This window comes from Pseudomonas sp. S44 (assembly GCF_016624805.1).
Taxonomy (GTDB): Bacteria; Pseudomonadota; Gammaproteobacteria; order Pseudomonadales; family Pseudomonadaceae; genus Aquipseudomonas; species Aquipseudomonas machongensis.
In genome coordinates this window covers 47021-68747 of sequence record NZ_JACVTY010000015.1, presented here as the reverse complement: position 1 = coordinate 68747, position 21727 = coordinate 47021, and the positions used below count along the sequence as shown (strand labels likewise).

Here is a 21727-nt window from a genome sequence, read left to right as displayed (position 1 = left end):
CTGGCAGGAATAGGGTGAATTTGGCGAGTTTGGTGATGATCTCAGAGAGCTATCTAAATAAGTACAAGGCGCTGTCAGCCGTTTCGGTGTTAGCAGTAATGTTGATGACAATCGCATCTTCTTACTTCACCTTAAAGGAGTTTGTTGACACAAAGAGACAAAACTCTGACTGGTTAGAGATTTTGATGCGCCCAACAGTACTGAGCGCTTCTGAAAAAGAAAAGCTTGATCAAATGAACTCTGAGCTGAAGTCTGTTAATGCTTTAATTGAATCAATGAGGGTTTCAGCGGACAAAAGCTATCCAAGCATGGATTTGTCAGTGTTGGACGGAAAGCTTGATGACTTAGCGCGGCGATTAAAAGTTTTGGAAAATGCCATTTCCAGCGATCCTGAGAAAGCGCTGGTAGTTCCTATGCTCCGCAAAGATCATGAGTTGCTTGCAAAGCAATTTAAAGACTCCGTAGTCGCAGCTAAGTTGGACTATGATCGGCTTTGGGGGATCTTAATGCTATTGCTTACTTCGATTGGCGCAGCGGTCATTGCGTTGTCCGGATGGGCTTTAAAGAGCATATTCACTAAGCCAAAGGACAGTGCGGATGTTAACTGACGCTGTTGGCTCAAGGGGCCGGCTGTCAACGTTGGCGCGGAGCTGACCTGCAGCACTGGAAGTCAGGCGGCTTTCATCAATGCCTCGATAACGCGCTGCCCGGCTAGAGGGGGCACCGCGTTCCCGGCCATGTGCATAGTAAGCCGGTGGTTGTCCGGACGCAGGGTGTCGGCTGGAAACGACATCGCGGCCAGGGCCTCGTCGGCGCTAAGCATCCTCATGCGGTCACCGTCGACCAACGCCCAGCGGTCCAGGGTGGTGATGGTGCCGATCGGCCGGTGGATGTCGCGGCCGGTGGTGCCGGAGCCTTTGCCGTAGTAGGGCATTATGAAGCGGTCGCCGAAGCGCTGGCGCCCGTTGCGTACTCGGTCGAGGGTGGCCTGGGCCCGGCCTGGTTTCTCGATCTTTGACCAGCGTCCGGCGTCGAAGTCGAGGAAACTTGCGGCCGGGACATGCCGCTCTCTCGGCAGTTGAAGCATGAGTGGCGCCTTGCTGCGCGTCAGCACGATGAACAACCGTACGCGGTGCTGCGGCACGCCGAGGTCGGCGCAGTCTACGATGTGCGGCGCGGCCTGATACCCCAACGCCTGCACCGCTTGCATCCAAGCCGGGTAGAGCACCCAGTCAGTGAACTCTGGAACGTTCTCGATCACTGCCGCTTGGGGGCGGTGGAATTCAAGAGCCGCTACCGGCGCCCAGGCCGTTGAGCGCGATGCGTCGTGCTCAGGGTTGCCCGACTTCTTGCCACGGGCCTTGGCGTGACCCTGGCAGCAGGGCGAGGCTAGCAGGATGTCGTGCGCCGGCACCTGCTCCCAGCGTGCCTGGTGCAGGTCCTGGCAAACGTGCTGCGTTTCGGGGTGGTTTGCGCTGTGCCATTCAACGGCTACCGGCCAGTGGTTTGCCGCCCAGAGAACCTGGACGCCTGCGGCGCGCGCGCCGGTGCTCCATCCGCCGAGGCCGGCGAACAGGTCGATTGCTGTGGTCATGAAAATATCCCGAAGATATAATTCAAAAAATGGAGGCTGGTATGAAAGAGCGGGTTGAGAAAAAGGACTTGTTGGCTTACTTGAGAAAACTGGCCGCCGCTTCACTGTTCGTGGTCTCGATTACAAGTCCAGTTTTCGAAATAGGCTCATCCATAAAGTCCGCTTATGAGGTGGCGCACGTCGCAGATAAGCATTCTGATTTCTTTGGTGACGGGCCATTTTGGATTGAAAGTCGCCCAGGAGATCAATGGCAGGAGACATCTCCTCCTGATGCCGTTATCGCTAATTACGCAGTCGTATGGACTGTGCATGCGCGACTCGCTCGAAACGGTGCTGTCATTGGTGGTTACGAGAGCCTCATGGCGAAATTAGCAGGCTATGAGGCTCTCATTCGAAGCAGCCCGAAATCGGTTGAAGGTGCCGGAGCTGGCACGATTTTAGTTAAACAGCCCTCAGATCCCTTTGAGTTAGCCGAACTCCGCGAAATATTGTTGAAATACGCCGTGGCTTTCGCTATCGATGACGGTAGCGGTTCCCTTCACGCCGGAAACGTCGTAATGGGGAACGGAATCCATTCCGAAATAGAGGACTCCTTTAAGGCATAGGCTTTAAGAGGCTTGCGGTGCCGACGCGTCAGGGGCAGTTGTTCGCGCCGCAGTTCTGGCAGTTGTTGAGGAATCGGCCGTCCCAGCTGATGAACCGTCCGCAGCCGCAGCAATTGAGCATCGGCTGGCGGAGCTTGGCGACTTTGGGCGGTCTGGGCATCTTTACGCCGGCCACTCGCAGGGCCAGCTTATGGTCGACGTCCTGGCGATGCACCAGACGCCGGCGGATCTCCTCTATGTAGGCTGCTGGCCAGAATACTCGAGTGCCCTGGCCGGCATGATTGGCATACGTGAACTGGGCGTTTTCCAGATCCATGCAGATCGCTTGCTGCAGGTTCTCGGTCACCTTGCCGCGTTGCTCGCTAACCCAGTACACATCGTTACCGTTCCAGTCGCCTGGCACGTGCACGTAGACGCGGGCGCAGGCCTGTAGCCCAGCGATGCGCTTGCTGTCTTCCATCAGTTGGCAGTCGACGCCGTAGTGCGCCCGGGCGTCGATATACTCCTTCGGCCAGGGAATATCGGTGTCACGGTGGCGGCATGCCTCATCGAAGGTGAACAGCTCGGCCTGGTCCAGATTTGTCGTGTAGCCGCGGCTTTCCTTGGCCCAGAACATCATTCCGTCGCCGACGTGGCTGCGACTGTCCTGAAGGTAGAACTGGCTCATGGCTTTCTCCATGCATGCGCCGCCCTCCGTGCTGGTGGCGGCATGGTGGCAATTTGGTTTGGGATGGGGTATGACAGGGGGTCAGTAATGATTGAGAGGTGGTTTTATGAGTAGTGATTGGCAGACGTTCGAACAGCAATACAACAGCCGATACAGACTGGTCGTCCGAGTGCGCGGCCCCTTCGTGTCGAAGTTAAAGCCGGCGACCCCAGATAGCCCGGAAGTGCCCTCGTACACTTTCTTTGAAGTCGAGAGTTCGGTGTGGGATATGAGCACTGGCAAGAAAATAAAGGACAGCGTCGCAACCGAGTCGATCATCACTGATGACATCGAAGTCGCAAAATCGAAAGGCTTCTCAACCGCTAATTTCTGGGCAAGCACATCCTTCTGATTCCGGCCTGACCACTTCGTCTCCGGGGTTGCGCTTCAGCTCGGCCATGCTGGCCGCTTCGAACTGACGCGCTAGTTTTGGCGAGATGCAAAAATCTGGCGCGTCAGGTCGTTCAAGACGACGCGCCCGCTCCTCAGGATCCTGCGCAATCCACGACAAGGCCAGATCCTGCCAGAGCTCCTGCACCTAGCCATAGCCGTGGCGTTCCATCTCGGCAGCCATCGCAGCCTTGATCCCTTCCGGCATGTTGAAGAACACCTTCTCTATGCCTAGCTTCTTCGCCTGCTCCTTCTGCCGCGCTCGATAGTCCGCCGAGTGCTTCGCGACACCGGTCTTTTCCTCGGCCATCGTCGATACCTCCCAAGCCGCTGGGCGGCAGATTGATTTGTTGCTGGCGCCGGCCGTGCCGGGCGCGTGAGGTGGTGCGTTTCATGCTGCTTGTTGCTGATTCCAGGCGCCGACAGCGGCAAAGATCTTGGCTGCCTCTGCTTCGTCGAGCGTTGTGTCGGTCGGGATGGCGATCCAGCCGGATGCCACCAAGTGATTAGGGTTGGCAGTCGCCCGCAGATCGGTGTAGGTGGCCTCGATCACATCGGTCAGGTGCTCGGCCCGGTAGTTGCCCTGCGGCGCGACCTCGATCGACTTGTTGTATCGCTCGCCAAACTCTGTCCGGCAAAGCACGCTCAAGTAGATGGTCCACTGGTGCGGGATATCGCAAACGGCGTCGACGACCTGTCGCACGCGGATTTGCTTGAGGTTCTTCCAGTTGATCAGCACCTGCTGGCCGCTGGGGTCGATATTGACCACGGCCGCATGATTGGCGGAGACCAGTGCCCGACAGGTTCGCTCCAGGCGCGCCCGCATGTTGTGGGGTTTGCGCTTGCTCATTGCCGCACGCCTTTGGTGGCGGTACCTGCCTCCATCGCAGATGCGAAGCGCAGCGCGGCTTGGTAGGTGAAGGCGAAGCCCTGAACGGCGCCGGTGGCCACCTCTACCACGTCCCATGCTTGACCATGGCTTGCGACCTGGAAGCGTGGCGCGCCGATCTTCTCGCGGGTTTCTGCCCGCAGCGTCTTGCCTCGCTCAAGTAGAACGGCGAGCACGGCAAGTTTCTCCGCGAAAGCGGGGTGCATTGCTGTCTGCATGGGATGTTCCTCGTGGGGAATCAGGCGTGGTAGTCGAATGACTCGGCTTTGCGGAGAACGCGGACCTGGGCGATTCGGCGTTCGGGTGCTCGGCGATCGCGGCGCATCGGGTCGCTGTCGCCGATGGCGGCGTGAGTTGCGACAAGTGCTACGAGCAGGAAGCACATCGGGCTGATGATGTTGCGGCGCATGGCCTCGGCGACTAGGGCGGCTCGGCGGGGCACTTCGAGCTTGAACATTGCGGCGGCGATGCGCTTCTCGACGCCGCCCTCGCTGATGCCGAAGTGTCTGGCGATCTGCTTCGATGTCATGCCCTGGGCAACATCGAGAACGCATTCCAGCTCGCGGGGCGCGAGGCCGCGCCCAAGGTGGCCCATCCAAGAGCCGCTTGTGATCGTGTCCATGGGTTATCTCGGTTGTGCGCTTTCCAATGCCTTGCGCAGCTCGATGACGAGTGCGGTGGAAATGGTGAGGCTTCTGCTGTCTTCGTCGATTGCATCAAGCGATGCAATCAAATTGCGCGATGCTGTGTGAACAGCTTCGAGGCGGGGTTTTGGAATTGAGGGGCCTTTGATTGACCCGGCGGTGACCTTCGTCTTTCCGCTGGCCTGGGCTTTCTTCAACTCCGCGTCCAGTACCGTTCCTGCACCGTCGCCGTGCTCCCGCACTACCTGTGCTGCGGTGGTAGCTGAGACGTGCCCAGCGGCGACCAGGTTCTGCACGTCGGTGTTTGCGTTGCCGACAGTGAGTACCTGTTCGACATGCTGCCGGGTCTTGGCGACCTTCTTGGCGATCTGCTCGACTGACCAGCCAAACGCCCTCAGTCGCTTGTAACCCTCGGCCAGCTCAAGAGGGGAAAGTTTCTCGTTCTCCTGGCTGGTGATGATGCGTGCGACCCGATCGGCATCGCTGCCTTCAAACGCGATCACCGGCACCCAAGCTTCGAGAATCGCCGGGTTTTCCTTGTTCGGCGTTCTTGGGAGACGGCCTGCTGTGTCCAGCTTCAGCAGCGCTCGACGGCGGCGGTGACCATCTACAAGCCAGACGCCGCCCTCGGCGCGGGGGCGAACCTCCAGCGGTGGAATTTGGCCACCTGCGGCGATGAACTCTGCAAGGGAGTCGATGCTCGATTCGAGCGCTTCGCCCTCGGTGCGAAGGTTGAAGCCGGGTTCCTCGTGAAGATCTTCCAGCTGTACCTTCATGGCGTCGGCGCGTCGCACCTCGCCATCCTTGATCATTTGCTTGAACGACTTCGCCATTGCAATTCACTTCCGTTGGGGCTGCATTGGAGAGCCGATCCCGCCTGTCTCCCTGAACATGCTCGATGTAGGGTCGGGAAGGCTCTCCGATGAAGCCTGGTGAGTCGAAGGTGCCCGGCCTCGCTACTGGCGACAGGCCGGGGTATTGCGTCAACGATATGGGTACAGCCTATGTGCCTATTCCCCGCTGCTGATGGCAGGTTTCGGCTATCGATGGTGCGGCGGTGGGCTTCCCTGTTCACTCCAGCTTGATCAGCAGCGTTGCCGGCGTGGTCGTTGGGCATATACAACATGCGACGTACAGCCCTGTGCCTGGGTGGGATGAATCGGCACATCGCATGAGGTCCGACGCCCCTCAATGCCGAGGCTCAGGGCGCTAATTCAGGTGTTCTTTGCCGCGGCCCTCTACTGGAGTCGGTTGCGCGGCACTCTTCTGGTTGTTGACTCCGACCGCGGACCTTCCCGCCGGATAACTGATCTCGGTGCTTTACCCTGCACACCCGGGGCAGTTGCCACCCCTCTGGACTGTTTAGGCCTGTCCATCGCTGCCTTTGCTGCGGCCGGTGTCTATCCGGCGACGAGACAAATATGTACCGAAGGTTCACATTGGTCAAGTACCAAAAGTACATAATTTTCCTTGGGGCGTAAAAAAGCCCGCTAGAAGCGGGCCCTTGGAGTTAGTGTAGAGAACTTAAAGTGAGGAGCGCGGCCACTTGGCGTCCACGACGCGACCGACCAGGCACCATTCACCATCCATCTCAACTGTCGGAAATGCTGCATTCAGAGGCTTCAGGTATGCCTTCCCTGAATCCCAAACGAATTGCTTAAACGTGGCTTCATTGGAGTCAAGTAGCTTAGCTACGACGTATTGCCCATTTTCTACATCGAAGCCTGGCGCTACCAGGATGACCATACCCTCAGAGAAGGACATGCCGTTCGGGGACGTCATCGATGGGCCCTTGACCTTCAGCCAGAAGCCGTTTGGACCCGCCCACGCGTCGGATGGGTGCACCTCGCAGGAGGCCACGTTCGATAGCTCAATAGCTTCCATAGGCATCCCGGCCTGTACCCAGCTGATCTCAGGGTATTCGTAGTAGCGAACTGGCCCTGCAGACGGCTCAACGTTGGCGTCAAACTCTGGCCGGTCTTCGACCATTTCGCCTTTTCCGTACTCAAGCCATTCAAGGCGAACTTTCAGCGCGTTGGCGAGGGCAAGCATCTTCACGCCACCTGGCATGGATTCCCCATTCAGCCATTTGCTGGCTGCCTTTGGTGTGACGCCTGCGATTGAGGCAAGGCGCGCACCTGCACCCCATGCAGGGATGTCGCTGGAAGCGAGTGCTTGTTTGAGGCGCGCCGCAAAGGCTGCCCTGATCTCTTCGATATGAACCATGGGTTCAATATCGCATGCGCTTGCATGTACTTTCAGTTCCGACATACTATGTACTTACAGTTCATATTTTGCCTGGAGGCCCTATGACGGCGCTCAAGAAGGCGATCGACGATGCTGGCGGAGTGTTCGCTGTATCGGTCGCCTGCGAGAAAACACCGCGTGCTGTTTACAAATGGCTGGCCTCTGGCTGCCTGCCGCGTACCGAGTACACGGGTGAGACCCTCTACGCGGAAAAGATCGCTGAATTGGCCCGCGCCAACGGAAAGCCGTTCAAAGCAAAACAACTGTTGGCTGACATAGCTCCGGTCAAGTCGACTGCGTGAAGTATGCGTGACCAAGTCTTGACCCAGTAGTGAACTGAACCAGCTGTGAATTTAACCAGTAGGAGAGAGCAGATGAAGGGAAAGCGAAAGAAGGCCTTGAGGGACGCCCTACGCAAACACCACGCGAGTGCCCCCAAGGTGTCATGCACGAGCGCTCCCAGGTCGGTCGCTCAAGGATTGAGCTATCTGGATGCGACGGTTGAGCGCGCCTTCCCAATAGTCAAGGCAGAGGCGCCGACTCAGCGAGTAGCGGGTAGCAGTCCATGTGTGAAGTCCAGTTGTGCACAGGCTCCCATTCCTCTTTCGTCAGCCTCATCTGAATGAGCTCCTCATGAAGAAGCACCATCAGTGCAACGATTTGAAGGTCCTTAACCTCACCAGGCGCCCAATGATGCTTGTTGATCAGGTACAGGCGCCCAGCCTCTACGTCAGTCGGCTGGTACCAAGGCGAAAAGTAATCCCTAGCCAATCGCTCACAGAAGCACTTTGTTTTGTAGATGCCGAAGCCAAGTCGGCACGCCTGGGAATCCCACGATTCGTTGCTACTGGTGCTCTTACGAGCCGTCGGCTCCTGGTCGTCTACGGCCTTTGCCCAGATCGATCCATAGCTCACTTCCCTAGGTTTCATACGTCCGGTCTCCTTGGACCTTGTTGTGTGGAAGCAAAAAGCTACCACGGATGCACCGGACACCCATAACGCCCGAATTGCGGGCATAAAAAAACCGCCTGGCAGGGCGGTCTTCTGAAACAACATCGAGGTCGATTATGCATGCTGCAACCTATGCAGGCAACCCATTACTGAGGGTCATCCAGTGAGCGTCCAGGCTATGACATGGGCTCTTGCTTTGCCCAAGTCCTCTCTTGAAAACCCCGCTGCGCGACACGTACTGCTGTGCTTAGCAAACTACGCAGGCAGCGATGGGCGCGGTGCTTTCCCGTCTGCCGCAACGCTATCTGAAGACACTGGTCTTTCCGAGCGCACCGTGCGGCTCAAGCTTGATGAACTGGCCACTGCTGGCTGGATCGCTGAAGGCAACCAGGCCATCGCTGCAGCCTACATTGATCGCCGTGACCGGCGCCCAGTCGTGTACGACCTTCAAATGAAACGGGGTGCATCTGCTGCACCTCGAGCTGAGCGGGGTGCAGGAAAACGCACGGGGTGCAGCTCACGGCAGAACGGGGTGCAGGAAAACGCAGAACGGGGTGCAGCAGCTGCACCCAATACGTCAGTTAACCAATCTACTCACTCTCTACGCGAGCCGTTCGAAATGTTCCTGGACTGGATTCCGGATCAAGACCTACTCAAAGCGTATGCAATCCGTTCGGGGCTCACTCTGGACAACTTCGGCTCCAAGGCAATCGCCGGGTTCGTGCTGCACCACGACGCGAAGGGCTTGGCCCAGACCGAGAAGCAATGGCTCGCGGCCTTGGTCAACTGGGTGAAGTCGGACTTGGCCCGCGCGGCGCGATCCGCTACCGGAAAGCCGTCCGCGCAGCAATCGAGCTCCTTCGATGACGACGACACCTCATGGCTCAGCGGGGGTGATGACCAATGACCCAGGTAGCCACCATCGCCCATGGCCTTTGGGCCAAAGTTCAAACCGGTCAGCACATCCCTGCTGCGGGCTCGCTTTCCGCCGAGATCAAGGCAGAACTCGATCGCAAGACCGCGGCCGTGATCAACCGGCTGTTCCGTGACCTGCGGACCATCTTCAGCGCTTGGAAACAGGCTTGGCCCGATATGAGCACGTACAAGGCTGCCAAGCAGCAGTGGCTGACGGCTTTCCTCGAGGCGGGCATCAACACCACCGAACAGTTGCAGTTCGGGCTGATGCGCTGCCGTCAGTCGGGCCGCGAGTTCATCCCGTCGCCAGGCACGTTCATCGGGTGGTGCCAACCATCCCCCGAAATGCTCGGCTTGCCAACTCAGGCAGCCGCCTTTCGCGAGGCTACCCGCAATGCTCACCCGGCGATGGCAGGGAAGGGCAAGTGGAGTCATGACGCGGTGTGGCACGCCGCCAAGGAATGCGGGTTCGAGAACCTGAACAAGCTGCCCGCCGACGCCAGCTCGAAGCTGTTCGAACGTAACTACACCATTGCGGTTCGCCGGATTATGGCCGGGGAACCGCTGCAAAAAATGCCACTGGCGCTGCCTGCCGAGGTTGCTGGAAGCCGCACACCAGAGGTTGGCAATTCCGCTCTGGCTGCCATGCGCGCCCGCTTGGCTGGCCGTTGATCAATCAACCTGTAAGGAGGCGACCCGTGCGCCAGACCAAACTGACCAAGGCCGCGCGCGGCCGGGAGTGCCAAGTGCGCATCCCGGGCGTATGCAACGGAAATCCTGAGACCACAGTCCTGGCCCACTACCGCCTGGCCGGAACCTGCGGCGTGGGCAAGAAGCCGCACGACCTGCAGGGTGCATGGTCCTGCAGCGCTTGCCATGACGCCTGCGATGGGCGAAGCCGTGCAATAGACCGCGACACCGCCCGGCAGTATCACGCCGAGGGCGTCATGCGCACCCAGGCGGTGCTGCTCCAGGAAGGGATGCTGATCGCATGAAGCCCCAGCGCTGCGCCGTTACAAGCCCAAGAAGGCCAGCGCCAAGCGCGTCGATCGTGAGGGGCCGGAGCAAGCCGCTCTGATGCGGGAGGTCGAGCTGTGCTACCCCGAGGTTTTCGAGCTGATTTACCACGTTCCGAATGGTGGACACCGGCTGAAAGAGGTCGCGGTCAAACTCAAGGCGCAGGGCGTGAAGGCCGGCATTCCGGACCTGGTGCTGGCCATGGCCCGAGGCGGCTATTTCGGTCTGTACATCGAGTTCAAGGCGACAGTCGATCCGGCGCCCGTATCACCCAGCCAGCAAGCGTGCATTCGCCGGCTGAACGAACAAGGCTACCTGGCCGTTGTGTGCCGGGGGCATTTCGACGCCATGGAGTGCCTCAGGGTGTACCTGGCACTGCCAAAAACGGAGGTTGCAGCATGACCAATACCGCCGCTGTGAAAATCAGCGATGCAGAGATTCGCCGGCAGGCCGCCGGCCAGGTGCGTGACCTCCGCGCCCTGGGTAACCACGGCCTGTACTTCCGGTTCCACCGTTCTCGAGAGCGCGGGTCCTGGTACCTGATCCACAAGGGCAAGTGGAACCTGATCGGTTCCTACCCTGAGCTGAGCGCTGCCAAGGTGGCCGCTGCGCTGCCGGATATCCGCCTGCGCCTGGAGGCGGGCGAGGGGTCGAGCCTGTCGAGTTGGCTGCTGACCGGCGAGCTACTGGCCTGGTTCGCGGAGCGCATGTCCCGTGACCGCAACCTGTCGGGCAAGCGCAAGAGCACTGCCGCGTCGGCGATCAAGCAGCACCTGGTGCCGCGTCTCGGACAGATCCCGCTGGCCCAGATCGACAAGGCTCTGCTCGACCGGGAGCTGATGTGGCCGCTGCAGGAGTCGCTGTCGATCGACTACGTGCGGCTGGTCTTCCAGTTGCTGGCCCTGTCGTTCCGGCAAGCCTTCAAGCTGGGCCTGATCACCTCCAACCCCATGGCCGGCATCCGCTTCGGTGACTTCTCCAAGGCCAAGGTTACGGTCAAGCCATCGCGCCTGCGTGGTGTGCACCTTGAGGACCTGATGGCCCGCATGAAGAGCACCCTGGCGAACCGTCCACAGCATGGCGTGCTGGCCCTGATGATGCTGTGCCACGGCACCCGACTGGGAGAAACCCGCCTGGCCCGCTGGAGCCACATCAGCCTGGCTGAGCGGGAGTGGTTCATTCCGGCTGAGCACACCAAGACCAGCGTGCAGCACCGCTTGCCGCTGACTGACCAGGTGCGCTTCCTGCTGATGGCCTACCGCGAGATCCAGCGAAACGAGGGTTACGACGGCGAGTTCCTGTTCCCGGGGCGCCAGGGCAAGCCGATGAGCGAGGCCAAGGCATCAGCCGTGTTCACCGTCATGGGGCAGGGCGAGTGGACCAGTCACGACCTGCGCAAGCTGGCCCGCACCGGCTGGGCTGATCTGGGCGTTGACCACCTTGTGGGTGAGCTGCTGATCAACCACGCCATGGGCCACAACGTGAAGGTGTACATCCAGTCCGATGTGATGGCCCGCAAGCGGGAGGCGCTGGAGAAGTGGCATGCACACCTTGACCAGAAGGGTTTCGAGTCGGTTCACGGCTTGACCGGTGATAGATCGACGGATTCATGGATTCTCTCGAAGGCCGCAGAGCGTGCGGGTTTCGGCGGACTTCCGGTATCCACCATAAGCGAGGATTCGAAATGCTGAAGAAGCTCCACGGGTCGCTCCAGCAGCGGGAACTGAAATTCATCGTCGAGTGCAACGCCTGCCTGGGCAGGGGAGTGCGCCTTGGGATCTTTCACTACCTGGAGTGCGAGCACTGCTTGGGGTCGGGCTGGGTGTGTGGGCGCACGCTGGCCACGCTTCCACTGAGCGACATCGTTCCAGTGCTGAATCACCGCCTGAAGGATGCACTGAGCGAGATTGCGAAGGCTCGCCACTTACTCGGCACAGACAGGGCAGCACCAGGCCCTGAGCAGCAGTATCAACAGAACAATCGCCGCGGCGCTGGCGGCACCAACTACACCGGGGATTGAGGGGAAGGACATGAGCCATTTGGAAAGAAGTGCCGAGGAACTGCTGGAGCATTGGGGGAGGTGGGTTGTTCTGGGGTCGGGCGTGTCGTGCTGTGCATCGCGTGAGAACACGGTCCTGGACCCAATCATCACCGACGACGAGGCGCTGTTTGTTGATCGTCTGGTTGGTCGGTTATTGCAGCGCTACGCCGAGTGCGGCGCCGTGATCATGAAGTACTACACCTCCCGGGATACTTCTCTACGTGATGTGGGCAAGAAGCTGGGGTTTGGCGAGGAGAAGACCCGGCAATTGTGGAAGGCCGGTGTGGCATGGGTTGATGGCGCCCTCGACGTTCGACGTGAAGCCGCTTGACATCCCCGGTCCTCACCCGTATCTTTCGTGTTACTTTGCGGTAGGTGCGCGAGAGCAAACTCGGCATCACCGACATCCACCATAAGCCTCGGCATCTGCCGGGGCTTTTTCGTTTCTGCTCCCCGCAAAGGGAGGGATAGAGATGCCAAACATGCCTGAGAAAGATCCTGGCCTGTGGGCCGCTGTGCTCGCCTGGGTGCTGGCCCACCAGCCCCAGCTGTATGCCGCTGGCCTGTCGGTCGCGATCGCTGCTCTTCGAGTGGTTTATGGCGGTGGCACGCGACGGCAGGTGATCTTAGAGGGCGCCCTGTGCGGCCTGATCACGCTCGCCCTAGTGCCGTTGCTGGAATGGATGGGCTTGCCGCAGGGCATGGCCACCTTCGCTGGTGGTGCTGTCGGCTTCATGGGAGTGGAGAAGCTTCGCGGCTACTCCGACCTGTTCCTGTCCCGCAAGGCGCAAGGCTGATGGCCAGGCTTAAGACTCTCGGCCCGCGCCTAAAGGAGAGCACCACTTCCAGGGTCAAGGTGGTGAACCCCAGCAGTTGGCGCAGCGGCATGACCAGCTCGCAGCGTGGGTACGACTACAAGTGGCAGAAGGCGCGCGAGCAGTACCTGATGGACAACCCGCTGTGCGTCTACTGCGCCAAGCAAGGCCGAACCACTGCAGCGTTCATCGTTGACCACATCGTCGCGCACCGAGGCGACAAGGTTCTGTTCTGGAACCAGGACAACTGGCAGTCGCTGTGCAAGCCCTGCCACGACTCGGTCAAGCAGGCCGAGGAGGCTGCTGGTCTGGTCGGCTGATGGCTCGTGGGCTGGAGAGGCGGACGAAATCGGCTCGAAGCACGCCTTTGACGTGCATCAACCCCGGGGGTGGTCAAAATATAGCCGTTCTCACTTAGCTAGACCGCCACCGACCCCACGTACAGATTTTTTTCCCCCACAGGATTTTTGTTAAATGGCTTTAACATCCCGCAAGCGCGCATTCATCGCCGCGCTGAGGGAAGGTGCGTCCAATCGGGACGCGGCTGTGGCAGCCGGCTATTCCGAGAAGACAGCGTCTGCGGCGGGCTCTCGACTGGTGAAGGACAAGGACGTGGCGGCCGAGCTGATGAAGCTACGAGCGCTCGGCCTGATGCCTCCAGATGTTAAAGGCGATGTTAAAGCGGATGTTAAAGCCCGGCCTGCTACGAAGGCCGCCAGCGAAGCCGATTCGGGGCCTGAATCAGCCCCTGCACCTGATGAGCACGCCGAACCTGAGCCCGCCGGTTTCGACCTCGCCCAGGCCCTCCTGCACCGCGATCCGAAAGACTTCCTGCTTTCGGTGATGAACGACATGGGCACCGAGGCGAAGCTGCGCGTTGATGCGGCCAAGGCGCTGATGCCGTTCGTGCACCCCCGCAAAGGGGAGAGCGGCAAGAAGGACCAGGCGCAGGCCAAAGCTGAGCAGGCCAGCACCGGCAAGTTCGGGGCGCGCCGCGGCCCGCTGAGGGCGGTCAAATGATGGAGTGGACAACCGCATGCCCCGATTGGGAGCAGCGCATTGTTGCGCGCCAGAGCCTGATCCCGTTCGCTCCGCTGTTCCCGGCCGAAGCCGAGGAAGCGCTAGATGTGTTCGGCGCCCTGCGAATGGTCGATGCCACCGGCAGCCCACTGATGTGCGAGACGGTCCGCGACTGGGTCAACCAGTTCGTCGCCGCCATATTCGGCGCCTATGACCCGGACGAGGGCCGGCGTCTGGTCAGCGAGTTCATGCTGCTGATCAGCAAGAAGAACGGCAAGTCGACCATCGCGGCGGGCATCATGCTCACTGCCCTGGTCCTCAACTGGCGACCATCCGGCGAGTTCATCATCCTGGCGCCGACGAAGGAGATCGCCGACAACTCATACATCCCGATCCGCGACATGGTTCGGGCGGACGATGAGTTGGACGCCCTGCTCAAGGTTCAGGACCACCTTCGCACGGTCACCCACCGGCAGACCAACGCCACGCTCAAAGTGGTGGCGGCCGACAGCGAGACGGTGTCGGGCAAGAAGGCCATCGGCGTGTTCGTCGACGAGCTGTGGGTGTTCGGCAAGCGTGCCAACGCCGAGGCGATGCTGCGCGAGGCCACTGGCGGTCTGGCGTCTCGACCCGAGGGATTCATCATTTGGGCCACCACCCAGTCCGATGCGCCACCGGCGGGCGTGTTCCGGCAAAAGCTGATGTACGCCCGCAAGGTGCGGGACGGCGAGATCATCGACAAGTCGTTCCTGCCGGTGCTTTACGAGTTCCCCAAAGCGATGCTCGATGCCGGTGCACACCGAGACTTCTCCAACGCCTACATCACCAACCCGAACCTGGGCCTGTCGGTCGATGAGCCATTCATCGAGCGCGGGTATGCGCAGGCGCAGCTCGATGGCGAAGAGTCGTTCCGGGGCTTCCTGGCCAAGCATCTGAATGTCGAGATTGGCCTGGCGCTGCTTTCGGATCGATGGGCAGGCGCTGATTTCTGGGAGCAGCAAGCCTCCGCGGAGTGCGCCACCCTGGAAGACCTGGTCGAGCGCTGCGAGGTGATCGACATTGGCATCGACGGCGGTGGGCTTGATGACCTGCTGGGCCTGGCGGTCATTGGCCGTGAGCGCGGCACCCGTCGCTGGCTGACCTGGACGCATGCTTGGGCGCACCCGTCGGTGCTGGAGCGGCGCAAGTCCGAGGCGCCGCGCATCCGCGACTTCGCCAAGGACGGCCACCTGACCCTGGTGCAGCGCATTGGTGATGACATCGAGGATGTTGCTCAGTTGGCGGCCAAGGTCGAGCAGGCCGGCTTGCTGGACAAAGTCGGCCTCGACCCGGCCGGTGTGGGCGCCATCCTCGATGCGCTCGAGGCGGTAGGCATTCCGCGCGACAAAATCGACGGCATTTCGCAGGGGTGGCGGCTGGGCGGAGCAATCAAGACCGCCGAGCGCAAGCTGGCCGAGGGGACGCTGCTGCACGGTGGCCAGCCCCTGATGGCCTGGTGCTGCGGCAACGCCCGCGTCGAGCCTCGCGGCAACTCGATCCTGATCACAAAGCAGGCCAGCGGCTCGGCGAAGATCGACCCGCTGATGGCGCTGTTCAACGCTGTGACGCTGATGGCGCTCAATCCGGAGGCGAAGGGCGGCATGGACAACTACCTCAATAACGGCTTCTTCGACCTCATAGGCTGACCATGGCATTCAAATGGTACAACCCCGCGACGTGGGGCTTCTTCGGTTATACCGACCCAACCACGGGGGAATACGTGGAAGCCGATCTCGAAGTGGGTGGCAAGAGAACCAAGGCCGGCGTTCGCATCACGACCAAGACCGCGCTCTCCATCAGCATGGTTTGGTCCTGCGTAAAGATCCTCTCCGAGTCGCTGAGCGGCCTACCGCTCAAGCTATACGACGACACGGGCGGCGGTCGAAAGCTGATCAGCGGCAACGATCGGGTGCTCAAGCTGCTGCGAAAGCCAAACCCGTACATGACGATGCTCAACTTCCTCAAGTTCGTCGTCGTGAACATGGCGCTACGCGGCAACGCCTTCGCCTTGATCGAGCGCAACGGCAAGGGCGACGTGATCGGCTTGGTGCCGCTGGACGGCCGGACTGTGAAGATCGATACCGAGGAGGATCTGCTGTACACCGTGACGCCATCCGAGGGCGATCCCTTCCCGGTGTCACCAGAGCACATGCTGCACTTCAAGCTGTTCAGCCTTGACGGTGTAGTCGGTCTCTCGCCTCTTGAGTACCAGTCAGAAACCATGGGCCTGGCCAAGGCCGGCCAACAATGGTCGGCGCGCTTCATGAGGAAGGGTGGCTTCACTGGTGGTTACGTCATCTATGACAACTTCCTGACCGACCAGCAGCAAGCTCAGGTGCTCAAGCGGTTTCCTGATGTGCGCAAGGCTGATACCGACGATATCGGCAAGATGGCCATTCTGCAGGGCGGCCCGAAGATCGTGCCGGCTGGGATCAGCCAGAAAGATGCCCAGTTCATCGAGTCGCAGCAGTTTCAGGAGGAAGCCCTGGCCGGCATATACGGCGTGCCGCTGTGGCTGGCCAACCGCGCTGGCAAGACATCAATCATGGGTTCGAACCTGGAGCAGCAGCTCATCGGGTTCATCACCTTCGGCCTTAAGCCCTACATCGACACCATTGAAGACGAGCTGAACAGCAAGTTGTTCGGCAACACATCACGCTTCGTGGAGTTTGTGGTCGAGGGCTTGCTGCGTGCCGACAGCGCAGGCCGCGCTACCTACCTGGGGGCTGCCCTCGGCGGCTCGGGTGGCTCTGGTTGGATGACCATCAACGAAGCGCGCGCCAAGGAAAATCTGCCTCTCTTGGAAGGCGAAGAATACAACCGGGTGACCCGGTGGGAGGTTCAGAAAAATGGCGAGTCTTGAATGCCCATTCGAACTCAAGTCCGTTGACGAAGCCGGCAATTTCGAGGGCTACGCCGCGGTATTCAATAACGTAGACCTGGGCGACGACGTGATCGTGCCGGGAGCCTTCACCCGGGTAAAGGCAACACGCGGCGGCAAGCTCAAGCTGGCTCTGTACCACGACCTGACCCGCTTGGTTGGCGCCGCCGACTTCACCTCGGATGACCATGGCCTGCTGCTGAAAGGCCAGGTGAACCTCAAGGTCAGCTACGCCCGTGACGCCTACGAGCTGATGAAGGACGAAGTCCTCGACAGCATGTCGATCGGCTTCAACACCATCAAGGCAGATTTCGAGGATCGCGCCGGCCGGCGCGTCCGCATCATCAAGGAGGCCGAACTCTGGGAGGCTTCCTTCGTACCGTTCGGCATGAACCCCGACGCCCAAGTCCTCAGCGTCAAGTCGGACATCAGGCTTTTCGAGAAGGCGCTGCGCGAACGCATGGGCCTCTCGCAGAAGGAAGCGGCGGCAGTCGCTTCGCTCGGCTACACCGCGCTACGCCGTGATGGCGGTAGCGAGGCCACGGCGATCGTGGATGAGCTGAAAGACATTTCCACCCTGTTCACCCACCATTTTGGAGTATCGCCATGAGCGAAGTGAAAGAGCTGAAAGATACCCTCGAGCTGCAACTGAAAAGCGGCTTCGAGGGTTTGCAGAAGAAGTACGACGCGGCCATGGAAGAGGTCGAGAAGGGCAACAAGGTTGCCGGTGATCTCAAAAAGCAGATCGAAGATCAGAAGGGCGAGCTGCAGAAGGTCATCGACCAGGTCGTGGATCTGGAGCAGAAGGGCGTCAAGCTGCGCGGCCAGCCCGGCGAGGGCAAGAGCTTCATCGACCTGATCAAGGGCGACGACGGCTACAAAGCGCTCAGCCAGAAAAACGCCGCGCTGGCACAGCTCGAAGTCACCAAGTCCGACATGGCCAGCATGAAGGAAATGAAGGTGACCAGCGCTGGCATCGTTGCGCCCGTCTACGATCCAGTGATTCAGCCTGGAATTCGCCAGGAGCTGCGTATCCGCGACCTGCTGACCTCCGTCCCGGTCGCCGGCCAGAGCTACACCTACTTCCGCGAGAAGCTGCACACCCGTGGCGCTGCGCCTGTGGCGGAGGGCGGCCTGAAGCCAACCAGTAACGTCACCTTCGAGACTGTGACTGACCGCGTGAAGAAAATTGCGGTTTGGATGCCGGTGACCGACGAGGCGCTGGACGATGTTCCGCAGATGTTCGCCTACCTGCAGCAGCTGCTGCGCTATGACCTGAAGCTTGAGGAGGAGGCGCAGATTCTCAAGGGTGACGGTACCGGCGAGAACCTGCCTGGCCTGATGACCCAGGCGACCACCTACGACGCCGCCCTCAGCAAAGCCGGCGACACCGCCATCGACTTGGTCCGCCGTGCCATCTACCAGGTGCGTAAGCAGTCGCAGATGTCCGCTGACGGCACCGTGATGACTGAGCTCGACTGGATGAACATCGAACTGCAGAAGGACGGCGAAAACCGCTACCTGTTCGCCAACCTGCAGGGCCTGGTCACTCCTATCCTGTGGGGCCGTCCGGTGATCACCTCCGACAGCATGGACGAGGGCGACGGCACCACCGGTGGCGAGTTCTTGGTGGCGAACTTCGCTCGCTCCACCACGCTGTTCGACCGTATGTCGTTCGTGTTCAAGATGGGCCTGATCAACGATCAGTTCATCAAGAACGAACGTGCGCTGCTGGTCGAGGAGCGCCTGGGCCTGGGCGTGCGCCGCAAGGAAGCCCTGGTGAAAGGTCGCTTCCCGACCGCCTAACCCCACCGAAGGCCGGCACATTCCCGGCCTCTTCATTTCTGGAGGCAGCATGAAAATCAAGATTCTGTGGGGCTTTGTCGGCAATGGTGCTCTGCTGGGTGCCACCTCGAACAAGGTGAGGGCCGGCGAAACCTTCGATGACGCCGACGATGAGTACGCCTGCACCCTGATCGGCAAAGGTTTGGCGGTAGAGCTCGACGCCAACGGCAAGCCTCGCCTGGCAAAGCCGAAGGAAACTAAGCCCGCGGCGTCGAAGGAGGACAAGGCCGCTGCTGAAAAAGCCGCTGCCGACAAGGCTGCAGCGGAGAAGGCAGCCGCCGAAAAAGCAGCTGCTGATAAGGCCGCAGCTGACAAAGCAGCCGCTGACAAGGCCGCTGCTGACAAAGCCGCTGCCGAGGCCAAGTAAATGCTGGACCTGGCCACCGTGAAGCTGCACTTGCGAGTCGATGGTGACGATGAAGACCTGCTGATCGGCGGCTACGTCGAAGCCGCCAAGGCGCACGTCGAGCAGCACTGCGACCGGAAGCTGGTCGATGGCGACCCAGTTGAACCAGAGCAAATGGGTCTTACCCGCGATGTTGAGCAGGCGATCCTGCTGCTGGTGGGGCACTGGTACGCCAACCGTGAGGCTGTGGCCGTGGGCACCATTGCCACGGCCATGCCGCTCGCAGTCGAAAGGCTGCTCTGGTACAGGAAGCGCTTCTGATGAAAGCAGGCCCTATGAGGCACCGTGGCCTCCTGAGCAAGGAGGAGCGCGTCCAGAACAGTTCTGGTGGCTACGACCGGCACTGGGTAGATGTCGGCAAGGTGTGGGCAGAGATCACGATGCCCACCGGTCGCATCATGCCAGTGGCAGAACAGCTCAAAGCAGTGATCAGTGCCGAGATTCGTATCCGGCCCAGGGCTGACGTGGTCGCTGGTTGGCGATTCACTGATCTGCGCTCCGGGGCCACCTACACCATCGAGGCGCCACTGCTCAACAACGAACGGGACATGCTGCGACTACTGTGCTCCAGCGTCCCAAACCCTTGAGGTGAAACATGAAGATTCGTGCACTGGGCATTCTTTCCGGCGCCTCTGGCGATCGCGAGAAGGGTGAAGAGTTCGTGGTCGACAAGGAGTATGGCGCCGGGCTGATTGCCCGCGGCTATGCCGAGGAGGTGACCGAGGTTGCCACCGAGAGGACCGCCAAGCCAACCAAGGCTGATCAGGCCAAGGAGTAGGCCATGGCGCGCCGCTCGAAGATGCGCGGCGATATCCGCCTTCGGCGAACGCTGCGCAACATCCACAAGACGATGGACAACGAATTGGCCCCGGCCATGCGCCACGCCGCTGAGCGTGTCCTGGCCACCCAGCAGCAGCTGATGCCCAAGGACACGGGGGCCGCCGCTGCAGCGCTGAAGATCTACGTCGCGCCCAGCGGCCTGGATGCGCAGATCGGAATCCGCGGCAAGCGCGACAACCGCAAGTTCTTCTACCTGCGGTTCATCGAGTACGGCACCAAGGGCTACATCGGCGGCAAGCGTGCCGGGAATCGCAACCGTCGAGCCACCAACAAGAGCGACGGCGAGCACTTCTTCGGCAAGTACCCGGACATTCCGGCCCGGCCGGCGCACCCATGGCTTCGGCCCTCCATCGACGTGAACCGCGAGTACGTCATGGCTGACATCGAGACCGCCGTACGGCGCACGCTCCGTAAAGCGAGCCAGGGGGTAGGTAATGGCTGATCCGTCTGTTGCGTTGCAAGAGGCGCTGTTTGCGAGGCTCCTCGCCGAGGTCAGTTGCCCGATTTACGACGGCGCGCCGATGAACGCCGATATGCCCTACGTGTCGATCGACCGCGAGGTCTCGGTCAACGAAAGCCCGATCTCCGGGCGCAAGCGCGAGCAGCGCCTGCTGTACCTGTCGGTCTGGTCTGATGCTGTCGGCCAGGCCGAAGTGAAGCGCATCACCGGCGAGGTGATCGCCGCACTGGACGAGCGACCGCTGCCGCTGGAGGTTGGCCGCGCCGTATCGGTCCGCGTCATCCAGTCGGACGCCCAGCGCGATGCTGACGGCGTTACTTACCAGGGCTCGATCACGGTCCGCGTCATCACCACCCACTGATTCAACCACCGGCCGCGCTGCGGCTTTATCCAATGTGCCTTTGGAGGAACCCCCATGGCCGAAGACAACCTCAACACAGCCGCCGGCTGCCGCTTCTCCATTGGCGGCAAGACCGGTGCCGACACCGAAACCGAGTACAAGGCCGACACCTATGTCGAGGTCGGCGAGATCGAAGACCTGGGCGAGTTCGGCGATACCTTCAGCAGCGTGACCTTCACGTCGCTCAAGGATGGCCGCGTGCGCAAATACAAGGGTACCGCCGACGCTGGCGACCTGACCCTGACCGTGGGTCTCGACAACGGCGATGCGGGCCAGAATGCGGTGAAGACCGCTCACAAGGACCGCAGCAAGGGCGACTACAACATCAAGATCACCCTCAACGACGGCGATCCTACCGCTACCCCGGTGATCAACCCCACCACGTTCTATATGCGCGGGAAAGTAATGAACAACACCGTCGCACCAGGTGCCGCCGACAACGTCGTGCGTCGCAACGTCACCATCGGCATCAACTCGGACATCCTCGAGCTGCTGCCGGCCGCTGCAGCCTAACAGGGGGCGCCATGAGCAAGACGCTTCACGGTACTGTTGAGGTCAAGGTGGGCGAGCGCACCCTGGTGCTGAAGCCAACCTTGAAGGCGGTGCGTGCCATCGAGAGCCGCTTCGGCGGCCTGCGTGCGGCTTCGCATGGACTGCATGCGGTCAGCGTTGACGCGGTGGCGTTCGTGATCGCAGCTGGAGCAGGGATCGAGGGGGAGGGTATCGAGCTGTTGACCGAAGAGGTCTGGCAGCACGGTGTTTCTGACCTCACGCTTGCCGCCACCAGGTTCCTGGGAGCGCTTTACAACCCACGGGGCGGAGAGCCGGGAAAGCCGCAAGAACCGAAGGAGTCAGCGCCGTAGAGGATGGCAGCTACGTCGATCGGATGTATTCGGTCGCCGTAGGCTGGCTTGGCTGGGCACCGGACGTGGCGTGGAGCACGCCACTTCCCGAACTGTTCCTGGCCATGGATGCGCGTGTGGAGTGGGCAAGGATGACCAATCCGTTCGGTTCAGGGAAGC

The 21727-nt window shown here is 60.7% G+C and carries 34 protein-coding genes; 26 read left to right on the top strand and 8 right to left on the bottom strand.

The genetic code is table 11. From position 1 onward, the window contains the following. Positions 1 to 35 precede the first annotated feature (35 nt). Positions 36 to 608 (top strand): hypothetical protein, encoded by a 573-nt coding sequence (locus IAE40_RS13460; RefSeq protein ID WP_200603343.1) that lies wholly within the window; start codon positions 36 to 38, stop codon positions 606 to 608. A 62-nt stretch (positions 609 to 670) separates the two neighbouring features. Here IAE40_RS13460 and IAE40_RS13455 read toward each other — a convergent pair whose 3' ends face one another. Continuing rightward, a complete protein-coding gene (locus tag IAE40_RS13455; protein WP_200603342.1) occupies positions 671 to 1594 on the bottom strand; it encodes a DNA cytosine methyltransferase in 924 nt (307 codons plus the stop codon). A gap of 41 nt (positions 1595 to 1635) precedes the next feature. Here IAE40_RS13455 and IAE40_RS13450 point away from each other — a divergent pair, with 41 nt between their 5' ends. Beyond that, on the top strand, positions 1636 to 2199 hold the full coding sequence (locus tag IAE40_RS13450; RefSeq protein WP_200603341.1) for a hypothetical protein: 564 nt from the start codon (positions 1636 to 1638) through the stop codon (positions 2197 to 2199). 28 nt (positions 2200 to 2227) lie between these two features. Here IAE40_RS13450 and IAE40_RS13445 read toward each other — a convergent pair whose 3' ends face one another. After that, positions 2228 to 2866 (bottom strand): hypothetical protein, encoded by a 639-nt coding sequence (locus tag IAE40_RS13445; protein WP_200603340.1) that lies wholly within the window; start codon positions 2864 to 2866, stop codon positions 2228 to 2230. Between the two features lie 106 nt (positions 2867 to 2972). Here IAE40_RS13445 and IAE40_RS13440 point away from each other — a divergent pair, with 106 nt between their 5' ends. After that, positions 2973 to 3257 (top strand): hypothetical protein, encoded by a 285-nt coding sequence (locus tag IAE40_RS13440; RefSeq protein ID WP_200603339.1) that lies wholly within the window; start codon positions 2973 to 2975, stop codon positions 3255 to 3257. Between the two features lie 186 nt (positions 3258 to 3443). Here IAE40_RS13440 and IAE40_RS25735 read toward each other — a convergent pair whose 3' ends face one another. From IAE40_RS25735 to IAE40_RS13410, 6 genes are all read right to left on the bottom strand, one after another. Then, positions 3444 to 3605: a hypothetical protein gene (locus IAE40_RS25735; protein WP_234465140.1), complete on the bottom strand. Its 162-nt coding sequence runs from the start codon at positions 3603 to 3605 to the stop codon at positions 3444 to 3446. An 81-nt stretch (positions 3606 to 3686) separates the two neighbouring features. After that, positions 3687 to 4145: a hypothetical protein gene (locus tag IAE40_RS13430; RefSeq protein WP_200603338.1), complete on the bottom strand. Its 459-nt coding sequence runs from the start codon at positions 4143 to 4145 to the stop codon at positions 3687 to 3689. Next, positions 4142 to 4402 (bottom strand): hypothetical protein, encoded by a 261-nt coding sequence (locus IAE40_RS13425; protein WP_200603337.1) that lies wholly within the window; start codon positions 4400 to 4402, stop codon positions 4142 to 4144. Before IAE40_RS13425 ends, IAE40_RS13430 begins: the two co-directional genes overlap by 4 nt. Before the next feature lie 20 nt (positions 4403 to 4422). Beyond that, positions 4423 to 4806 carry a response regulator transcription factor gene (locus IAE40_RS13420; RefSeq protein ID WP_200603336.1) on the bottom strand — a complete coding sequence of 128 codons (384 nt, stop codon included), beginning with the start codon at positions 4804 to 4806 and terminating at the stop codon, positions 4423 to 4425. Between the two features lie 3 nt (positions 4807 to 4809). Further along, positions 4810 to 5661, bottom strand: a complete 852-nt coding sequence (locus IAE40_RS13415) for a ParB/RepB/Spo0J family partition protein (RefSeq protein ID WP_200603335.1) — start codon at positions 5659 to 5661, stop codon at positions 4810 to 4812. A gap of 691 nt (positions 5662 to 6352) precedes the next feature. After that, positions 6353 to 7099, bottom strand: a complete 747-nt coding sequence (locus IAE40_RS13410; protein ID WP_234465139.1) for a helix-turn-helix domain-containing protein — start codon at positions 7097 to 7099, stop codon at positions 6353 to 6355. A 38-nt stretch (positions 7100 to 7137) separates the two neighbouring features. On the opposite strand from IAE40_RS13410, the gene IAE40_RS13405 reads away from it, so the two are divergent. The 23 genes from IAE40_RS13405 (at position 7138) to IAE40_RS13295 (ending at position 21568) form a co-directional block, all read left to right on the top strand. After that, the gene (locus IAE40_RS13405; protein ID WP_200603334.1) at positions 7138 to 7377 is read left to right on the top strand and encodes a hypothetical protein; all 240 of its coding nucleotides are present in this window, start codon (positions 7138 to 7140) and stop codon (positions 7375 to 7377) included. An 827-nt stretch (positions 7378 to 8204) separates the two neighbouring features. Further along, a complete protein-coding gene (locus IAE40_RS13400; protein ID WP_200603333.1) occupies positions 8205 to 8933 on the top strand; it encodes a helix-turn-helix domain-containing protein in 729 nt (242 codons plus the stop codon). After that, complete coding sequence (locus tag IAE40_RS13395) at positions 8930 to 9613, top strand: replication protein P (protein WP_200603332.1); 684 nt, start codon at positions 8930 to 8932, stop codon at positions 9611 to 9613. The genes IAE40_RS13400 and IAE40_RS13395 overlap by 4 nt, the downstream gene beginning before the upstream one ends. A gap of 26 nt (positions 9614 to 9639) precedes the next feature. After that, positions 9640 to 9936 carry a DUF1364 domain-containing protein gene (locus IAE40_RS13390; RefSeq protein ID WP_065864970.1) on the top strand — a complete coding sequence of 99 codons (297 nt, stop codon included), beginning with the start codon at positions 9640 to 9642 and terminating at the stop codon, positions 9934 to 9936. Between the two features lie 10 nt (positions 9937 to 9946). Then, complete coding sequence (locus IAE40_RS13385) at positions 9947 to 10360, top strand: VRR-NUC domain-containing protein (RefSeq protein WP_200603371.1); 414 nt, start codon at positions 9947 to 9949, stop codon at positions 10358 to 10360. Then, positions 10357 to 11649: a tyrosine-type recombinase/integrase gene (locus IAE40_RS13380; RefSeq protein WP_200603331.1), complete on the top strand. Its 1293-nt coding sequence runs from the start codon at positions 10357 to 10359 to the stop codon at positions 11647 to 11649. The genes IAE40_RS13385 and IAE40_RS13380 overlap by 4 nt, the downstream gene beginning before the upstream one ends. Then, positions 11643 to 11978 carry a hypothetical protein gene (locus tag IAE40_RS13375; protein ID WP_234465138.1) on the top strand — a complete coding sequence of 112 codons (336 nt, stop codon included), beginning with the start codon at positions 11643 to 11645 and terminating at the stop codon, positions 11976 to 11978. Before IAE40_RS13380 ends, IAE40_RS13375 begins: the two co-directional genes overlap by 7 nt. A 10-nt stretch (positions 11979 to 11988) precedes the next feature. Next, positions 11989 to 12330 carry an antiterminator Q family protein gene (locus IAE40_RS13370; RefSeq protein ID WP_054892293.1) on the top strand — a complete coding sequence of 114 codons (342 nt, stop codon included), beginning with the start codon at positions 11989 to 11991 and terminating at the stop codon, positions 12328 to 12330. A 142-nt stretch (positions 12331 to 12472) separates the two neighbouring features. Continuing rightward, positions 12473 to 12796, top strand: a complete 324-nt coding sequence (locus IAE40_RS13365) for a phage holin, lambda family (RefSeq protein WP_200603330.1) — start codon at positions 12473 to 12475, stop codon at positions 12794 to 12796. Next, positions 12796 to 13134, top strand: coding sequence for an HNH endonuclease (locus IAE40_RS13360; RefSeq protein ID WP_065862435.1), 339 nt, complete (start codon positions 12796 to 12798; stop codon positions 13132 to 13134). Before IAE40_RS13365 ends, IAE40_RS13360 begins: the two co-directional genes overlap by 1 nt. Positions 13135 to 13288: 154 nt before the next feature. Further along, entirely contained in the window at positions 13289 to 13834 is a 546-nt protein-coding gene (locus tag IAE40_RS13355) for a terminase small subunit (RefSeq protein WP_065862436.1), read from the top strand. Further along, positions 13834 to 15519 (top strand): terminase large subunit, encoded by a 1686-nt coding sequence (locus tag IAE40_RS13350; RefSeq protein WP_200603369.1) that lies wholly within the window; start codon positions 13834 to 13836, stop codon positions 15517 to 15519. The genes IAE40_RS13355 and IAE40_RS13350 overlap by 1 nt, the downstream gene beginning before the upstream one ends. Positions 15520 to 15521: 2 nt before the next feature. Next, complete coding sequence (locus tag IAE40_RS13345) at positions 15522 to 16736, top strand: phage portal protein (RefSeq protein ID WP_200603329.1); 1215 nt, start codon at positions 15522 to 15524, stop codon at positions 16734 to 16736. Further along, complete coding sequence (locus IAE40_RS13340) at positions 16723 to 17364, top strand: HK97 family phage prohead protease (protein ID WP_065862438.1); 642 nt, start codon at positions 16723 to 16725, stop codon at positions 17362 to 17364. The genes IAE40_RS13345 and IAE40_RS13340 overlap by 14 nt, the downstream gene beginning before the upstream one ends. Next, entirely contained in the window at positions 17361 to 18560 is a 1200-nt protein-coding gene (locus IAE40_RS13335; protein ID WP_065862439.1) for a phage major capsid protein, read from the top strand. Before IAE40_RS13340 ends, IAE40_RS13335 begins: the two co-directional genes overlap by 4 nt. A 49-nt stretch (positions 18561 to 18609) precedes the next feature. Next, on the top strand, positions 18610 to 18966 hold the full coding sequence (locus IAE40_RS13330) for a hypothetical protein (protein ID WP_200603328.1): 357 nt from the start codon (positions 18610 to 18612) through the stop codon (positions 18964 to 18966). Then, entirely contained in the window at positions 18967 to 19266 is a 300-nt protein-coding gene (locus IAE40_RS13325) for a head-tail connector protein (RefSeq protein ID WP_054902589.1), read from the top strand. It begins immediately after the preceding gene. After that, a complete protein-coding gene (locus IAE40_RS13320; protein ID WP_200603327.1) occupies positions 19266 to 19592 on the top strand; it encodes a phage head closure protein in 327 nt (108 codons plus the stop codon). The genes IAE40_RS13325 and IAE40_RS13320 overlap by 1 nt, the downstream gene beginning before the upstream one ends. A gap of 8 nt (positions 19593 to 19600) precedes the next feature. Beyond that, positions 19601 to 19783 carry a hypothetical protein gene (locus IAE40_RS13315; RefSeq protein ID WP_200603326.1) on the top strand — a complete coding sequence of 61 codons (183 nt, stop codon included), beginning with the start codon at positions 19601 to 19603 and terminating at the stop codon, positions 19781 to 19783. A gap of 3 nt (positions 19784 to 19786) precedes the next feature. Next, positions 19787 to 20287: an HK97 gp10 family phage protein gene (locus tag IAE40_RS13310; RefSeq protein ID WP_065862444.1), complete on the top strand. Its 501-nt coding sequence runs from the start codon at positions 19787 to 19789 to the stop codon at positions 20285 to 20287. Further along, on the top strand, positions 20280 to 20666 hold the full coding sequence (locus IAE40_RS13305) for a DUF3168 domain-containing protein (protein ID WP_200603325.1): 387 nt from the start codon (positions 20280 to 20282) through the stop codon (positions 20664 to 20666). The genes IAE40_RS13310 and IAE40_RS13305 overlap by 8 nt, the downstream gene beginning before the upstream one ends. A gap of 54 nt (positions 20667 to 20720) precedes the next feature. Next, the gene (locus IAE40_RS13300) at positions 20721 to 21218 is read left to right on the top strand and encodes a hypothetical protein (protein ID WP_065862445.1); all 498 of its coding nucleotides are present in this window, start codon (positions 20721 to 20723) and stop codon (positions 21216 to 21218) included. Positions 21219 to 21229: 11 nt separating this feature from the next. Continuing rightward, positions 21230 to 21568, top strand: a complete 339-nt coding sequence (locus IAE40_RS13295) for a hypothetical protein (RefSeq protein WP_200603324.1) — start codon at positions 21230 to 21232, stop codon at positions 21566 to 21568. Positions 21569 to 21727: the final 159 nt, after the last annotated feature.